This window comes from Bradyrhizobium sp. SHOUNA76 (assembly GCF_023006445.1).
Classification (GTDB): Bacteria; Pseudomonadota; Alphaproteobacteria; order Rhizobiales; family Xanthobacteraceae; genus Bradyrhizobium.
The window spans coordinates 1-3,288 of the sequence record NZ_JALBHA010000618.1 but is presented as its reverse complement, the minus strand read 5'-3'; the positions used below and the strand labels follow the sequence as shown (position 1 = coordinate 3,288).

Here is a 3,288-nt window from a genome sequence, read left to right as displayed (position 1 = left end):
AAGAGCGGGTGTCGCGGCCGCTCGTCGTCATCGCGGGCATGATGGCCAACAAGGATGCGCAGGGCTTTCTCGCCAATTTTGCCGGTCTCACCCGTCACATCATCGCGGTGCCGATTCCTGATACCGAGAACGCGATGCCGGTCGATCGCCTCGCCGACGCCGCGCGCAGCCTCGGCATGCGCGTCGAGACCGTCTCGGGCGTCGAGGCCGCATTGCGCGCCTTGGCGAAGCTCGCCTACGAGGTGCCGCCGCGCATCCTGATCACCGGCTCGCTGTATCTGGCCGGCCATGTGCTGGCGATCAACGGCACGCCTCCTGCATGATTTCTCTTGTCCCGGACAAGCGCAGCGAAGCGGAGCGCTGATCCGGGACCCAGAATGCCGCGATATGGGCCCCGGCTCTGCAGCGCACCGCTGAAGAAGCGCTGGCCGCGTCCGGGGCACGGAAGAGAGAGCCCATGCGTTTCGCCGCCATTGCCGACGTCCACGGGAATTACCTCGCGCTGGAAGCTGTCCTCGCCGACATCCGCGCTCACGGCATCATAGACATCGTCAATCTCGGCGACATGCTGAGTGGTCCGCTCGATGCGCACAGGACCATCGAAATCCTGATGACGCTCGACGCCGTGCACGTGCTCGGCAACCACGACCGCTATCTGCTCGACCGTCCGCCTGAGAAGATGGGCTCCTGGGATCGTCCTGCCCATGCAGCGCTCAGCGTCGCGCAGCTTGACTGGCTGCGGGCCCAGCCGATGACGCGGGTCTTTCGTGACCAGGTGTTCCTCTGCCACGCGACGCCTGATAATGACGAAGTCTATTGGCTCGACACCGTGCATCCCGACGGTGTGGTGGCGCAGTCGCCGCTGGACCGCATCGAGCAATTCGCGCGCGGCATCACGCAATCGCTGATCCTCTGTGCTCACACCCATCTCGCCCGCGCCGTGCGACTTCGCGACGGTCGCTTGATCGTCAACCCCGGCAGCGTCGGCAGCCCTGGGTATCGTGACAAGCATCCCTATCCGCATGTGGTGGAGGCGGGCACGCCGCACGCGCGTTATGCGATTCTCCACCTAGCGAATGGAGCCTGGCAGGTGACGTTCCGCCACGTCGCATATGATCATGAGGCGATGGCCGCACTGGCGCGGCGCAACGGTCAGCCTGAGTTGGCGAACGCGCTCGCGACGGGATGGATCAAGTAGACGTTTTTTCTGCTTCGTAGCCCGGATGGAGCGCAGCGCAACGAGCGATGCCGGCCCCGGATTGCGCTGCGCTCCATCCGGGCTACGGCTACGCTCACTTCAACAGCTTCATTGGGTCGGCGACCTTCTGCTTCAGCTGCTCGAAGGTGCATTGCCGCGCCGCCTTGTCCGGGCGCCAGCGCAGGATCGAGGTGCCGTGGCGGAAACGTTCGCCGCTGAAATGGTCGTAGCAGACTTCGATCGCCAGCTTCGGCTTGAGCGGACACCATTTCGCGGAGCGCTCGGTGGACCAGCGGCTTGGCCCGCCCGGCGCGTTTCCGGTGAAGCCGGGTTCGCCGATCAGCGCCTCCAGGCGGTCGGTCAATGCCGGTTTCTGTTCGGCCTTGATCGCCGAGGTGAAGCCGACATGGTGCAGGAGACCTTCATCGTCGTAGAGTCCGAGCAGCAGTGAGCCGACGACTTTCCGGCCCGCGATCTTGTTGGTGGCATAGCGGAAGCCGCCGACGACGCAATCGGCGCTGCGGAATTTCTTGATCTTCTGCATGCCGTCGCGATTTCCGGCCTGATAGGGCAGGTCGATGCGCTTGGCGATGACACCGTCCGAGCCGCCGCCGGATTGCGCCAGCCATTTTTTGGCCGTGGCGTAGCTCGTTGTCCATGGTGAAAGGCGGAAAAGACTGCCTTTGAGACTGGCTTTCGCAAAAGCGTCCAGTGCCGGCCGGCGCTCGCTCATCGTCTTCTCAGCCAGACCTTTCTCCCGGGACGTCGCGAGCAGATCGAAGGCGAGGTACAGCGACGGCGTCTCCTCCGAGAGTTTCTTCACACGGCTCGCCGCCGGATGAATGCGTTGCAGGAGGGCGTCGAAGGAAAAGCTCTTGCCCTGCGGCACGACGATCTCGCCGTCGAGCGTGAAGCGATCCGCCTTCAGCCTCAAGGCGGCGGCGACGATCTCGGGGAAATAGCGCGCGAGATCCTCGCCGGACTTCGAGCGTAGATCGACGTCACCGCCGTTGCGCGACAGCAGGCCGCGAAAGCCATCCCATTTCGGCTCGTACTGCCATTCCTTGCCGCGCGGGATCTCGTCGACCGAACGCGCCTCCATCGCGACGAGAGAGGCGGGTTTGCGGTCGCGCTTTCGGGGAGGGGCTGGCAAGGGCGGGACTCGTCATACGCTGTACACGTCCCATCAACGCAGAACGGCCGGCATTTCGCCGGCCGTTGTCGAAAATAATTGAAGTGAGCTGAATCAGACCGCGGAGGTGATCCACTGCTGCAGCTTCGCCTTAGGCGCGGCGCCGACCTGACGGGAGGCCATCTCGCCGCCCTTGAAGATCATCAAGGTCGGGATCGACATCACGCCATACTTGGACGCAGTCTTGGGGCTCTCGTCGACATTGAGCTTCACGATCTTGACCTTGTCGCCCATCGCGCCGGCGATCTCGTCGAGTGCAGGTGCGATCATGCGGCAGGGGCCACACCACTCGGCCCAGAAATCGACGACCACGGGGCCGTTTGCCTTGAGCACTTCGGCTTCGAAATCGGTATCGGAAACCTTGCCAACGGCCATGGGAGTACCTCGTTCGGTTGAAAGAATCGGCGCGACGGGAATCGCGCCCGGGATCATGCGGTCAACCTATGAACGGCTCCTTGCCGGGTCAAGGACGCTCACGCCGAGATGAAGGGATGCCAGCGTCGCGTCCAGCGCGGGGGCTGAAATCTCCATATATTCAAGGGCCTCGGTCCAGAGCAGGACGGCCCTGACGGGCTTTTGGGGATAAAGCCGCGATAGCACCGCCCGGTACAGCGCAAGCTGCCGGACATAGGCGGTGGGGGCCTCAGCCGCGCTTTTGGGCGCGGCCTGGTTGGTCTTGAAATCGATGATCAAAACTTCATCCGGACGTACGACCAGCCGGTCGATCTGCCCCGACACCAGCGCCGGCGTGCGGCCCGGCCGCTCCAATTTGCCGACAATGGCGACCTCGGCCCGGCTGCCGGCCGCGAAGACCGGCGCAAAACGCGGTTCGGTGATCAGGGCCAGCACCTTGTCTGCCAAAGCGGCGCGATCGGCTTCCGGCCAGTCCGCGGCGTTG

The 3,288-nt window shown here is 64.1% G+C and carries 5 protein-coding genes; 2 read left to right on the top strand and 3 right to left on the bottom strand.

Annotated elements, in window-relative coordinates:
- Together MOV74_RS34465 and MOV74_RS34460 are read left to right on the top strand one after the other, a co-directional pair.
- On the top strand, nt 1-323 hold a 323-nt coding region (locus MOV74_RS34465; RefSeq protein WP_404979222.1), incomplete at its 5' end, for a glutamate ligase domain-containing protein.
- 134 nt (nt 324-457) lie between these two features.
- Entirely contained in the window at nt 458-1,198 is a 741-nt protein-coding gene (locus MOV74_RS34460; RefSeq protein WP_246931426.1) for a metallophosphoesterase, read from the top strand.
- A gap of 94 nt (nt 1,199-1,292) precedes the next feature.
- Here MOV74_RS34460 and MOV74_RS34455 read toward each other — a convergent pair whose 3' ends face one another.
- From MOV74_RS34455 to MOV74_RS34445, 3 genes are all read right to left on the bottom strand, one after another.
- Nucleotides 1,293-2,300 (bottom strand): ATP-dependent DNA ligase, encoded by a 1,008-nt coding sequence (locus MOV74_RS34455; protein WP_246931427.1) that lies wholly within the window; start codon nt 2,298-2,300, stop codon nt 1,293-1,295.
- 144 nt (nt 2,301-2,444) lie between these two features.
- Nucleotides 2,445-2,765, bottom strand: a complete 321-nt coding sequence (gene trxA, locus MOV74_RS34450; protein ID WP_007598398.1) for a thioredoxin — start codon at nt 2,763-2,765, stop codon at nt 2,445-2,447.
- 66 nt (nt 2,766-2,831) lie between these two features.
- On the bottom strand, nt 2,832-3,288 hold a 457-nt coding region (locus tag MOV74_RS34445), incomplete at its 5' end, for a PD-(D/E)XK nuclease family protein (protein ID WP_246931425.1).